General features: G+C 40.2%; 3 protein-coding genes and 1 pseudogene. 1 reads left to right on the top strand and 3 read right to left on the bottom strand.

What is annotated here, in order from left to right:
* Together BBG47_RS27645 and BBG47_RS27640 are read right to left on the bottom strand one after the other, a co-directional pair.
* Positions 1-215 (bottom strand): annotated as a pseudogene (locus BBG47_RS27645) (hypothetical protein); the annotation flags it as partial.
* 80 nt (positions 216-295) lie between these two features.
* Positions 296-643, bottom strand: coding sequence for a hypothetical protein (locus BBG47_RS27640; protein ID WP_065294419.1), 348 nt, complete (start codon positions 641-643; stop codon positions 296-298).
* Positions 644-765: 122 nt separating this feature from the next.
* Between BBG47_RS27640 and BBG47_RS31340 the strand changes: the two genes are divergently transcribed.
* A complete protein-coding gene (locus BBG47_RS31340) occupies positions 766-888 on the top strand; it encodes an IS3 family transposase (RefSeq protein ID WP_083189644.1) in 123 nt (40 codons plus the stop codon).
* Positions 889-1,034: 146 nt separating this feature from the next.
* Here the strand turns inward: BBG47_RS31340 and BBG47_RS27635 are convergent.
* A partial coding sequence (locus BBG47_RS27635) for an SDR family oxidoreductase (RefSeq protein ID WP_139070804.1) occupies positions 1,035-2,589 on the bottom strand: 1,555 nt, incomplete at its 5' end.

Raw genomic sequence — 2,589 nt, 5'->3', positions numbered from 1 at the left:
TCTAACTCAACCATATTAAAGTAATAAACTCTCTTGAATAACAATTCATATCCAATAAACTCATCATCATCTGATTCTGTACATAATCCTCCGCTTATCTCGCCAATTAATGTAACTTCTTTCTTTTGATAATTGAATTGAATATCATCAAGGAAAATCGCGTCTCTTCCATGAATTTCACCCAATTCGGTTTTTATAGCTTTGATTTTTTCCATCTCTTTCAACCTTTCTAGCCCGATGCGTAAATAGTTGTTAGGTGATGTTCATCTTTTCCAGAGTTCTCGATCATAGAAGTCTAGGCTGAGAGACCATCCGACGTCGCCTTCCAGTCATTCTTTTTGAACTGGATCGTATGATGTAATAATACTAGATCATTCCCATTATCCTTGTTTGACCATCGATCGTGTAAATATTCGGTTAATTCATTCTTTCTTGAAGGTATAAAGATAATACTATCTTTATTAGTAGCAGCAACCGTTAAAATATTCTCGAACTTTTCCAAGCTACATTCATTACCTAAAATAACGGCTCCTGTAGCATCTGTACTAACTACGTACAAATCCTCAATCTCAGGTGTCGGAATTAACACCTTATATGTCCTGCTTCCAAGTTTTACTTCGTATTTTCGAAATGTTATTTTCATTTTTATTTTTCCCTCAGATGAATTTCGTTGACAAAATGTTCCTCGAAATAGCAAATGGTACAAGACCTATTTTAAGCATTAATATGGAAAAGACAATAAGCATACCTAAATGAGTATGGGTCATTTTCTACGTAGAAGGAGTTTTTAAACTATGTTCTAATTATATCGAGTTGTATAACAACGAGCGTTTTCAAAAGAAACTAAACAACCTTAGTCCGGTTCAATACCGAACTAAGGTTGCTTAAAGGCTGCTTCTTTAGTGATGTCTACTTGACGAGAGTTTAGCAAGGCTCCAATCACAAGGGAGCTGCTGCGAGGTTAAATATATGCTCAGTTAGCATGTCAATCCTGGAATCATGTGAGATCGAACCCAAGTTACACAGCCATAGCACTACACGTGCTGGATCAAGCTTCTCATCTCATTCACTGGTAAGTATCCGGAATTTTGCAAGTAGGTCACGATTTTTTGCATATACAGTGCATCAATTTTAGGCCAATAAAATCCGGCCTTGCTTAAGGCGATTTGTGTTTGTAACGAATCATGCTTGACAATGGCATAATCGCCTTCAAGCTGTTCTCCTGCTGCCATTAACATTTGAATGTCATGAATGTGCTTATCATCCTGAGATAATCGAAGCATAAGATCCTGGAACGCCGCACCATCCAACAAAGCAATCTCATGCCCCGACTTGTGTAGCAATTGCACGACCTCGCCAAGTCCAACTTTGTGATGATTGTACAAATGGAAAACATAGTTTTCCCCAGCGCTTGCATCTGCTTTTATTAAGGCAACGACGGCTCTGCTGCACGCATCAACAGGAGTAAACTCTATATCATTAGATATGAATTGGTTCGATGCAACCCCATGTTGCAACATAAATTTGAAGCGGCTCATAAATGCATTGTCCGCGATATTATGTTGATGTTGCCCATCACTGTGCCGGTTGGTCAGATTGCCCACCCGGTAAATGGCAGCGTCCACCCCATTCGAGATCGCTTGGAACAGTGCATGTTCCGCCCAAAATTTACTTTTCACATACACATTATCCTCATAATTTTGTTGAACGTAAAAATCATTTTCGGTAAATACATGCTGCTCTTCCCCAAATGTAATATGACCTGATACGCTCATCGTGGACATATAGTGCAGTCTTTTATTACGTCCTACGAACGATATAAGCTCTTCAAGCGTTGTTACATTCGCTTTTTCAAAATCAGCGTAATTACCGAAGTGTTTGGTCAACGCGGCAGAATGGATGACACTACTGATCGTACTGTCAAGTTGAGCATATTCAGCATCGCTTAGGCCGAATTGTTTCTCAGACAAATCCCCCTTTACGATAACAACCCGGCTGCTTAGCATAACTTTATACTTTTCAAACTTGTCATGAAAGTAAAAGGAAATCTGTTCCAACAATCGATTCCGTGGGTCTCTTCCCCGAATCAAACAATATACTCTGCTATTGGTTCCATCCAGCAGCTCCGCAAGTAAATGTATGCCCAGGTAACCCGTGACCCCTGTAAGCAATACATTACCGATAGGATCGTAGGTTGCATGAGCGATGTCTTTCTTCGGAGGCTTGAGAAATTGCAGCCTAGATGTATCGGAATGCAAGTATTTTTTTGAACCATGGTCAATCTTTTGCGCGATTTTTTGTATGGTTTGCAGATCGTAGTAATCCTTAACCGTTACATGCCATCCTTCTGTCAGCCCTTTTGCCAATGCCTCCATAATTTTCATGGAGTGCCCGCCTAAGTCAAAGAAGGAATCGTGGACGCCAATTGAAGTTTCCTTCATCCCTAACACGCTTGACCAAATCTGTACAAGTTTTCTCTCTGTTGCATGACGAGGCGCGATATAACTTGCAGGTGTTTGCAGTGTACTGTCGATTTTCGGGAGAGATTTCGTATCAATTTTCCCGTTCGGCGTTAACGGCAAACTGTCC

It is taken from the genome of Paenibacillus sp. KS1 (assembly GCF_001680695.1).
Classification (GTDB): domain Bacteria; phylum Bacillota; class Bacilli; order Paenibacillales; family Paenibacillaceae; genus Paenibacillus_B; species Paenibacillus_B suaedae.
Note: the sequence above shows the minus strand (reverse complement) of the source record. Positions and strands in the feature narration are given on the sequence as shown.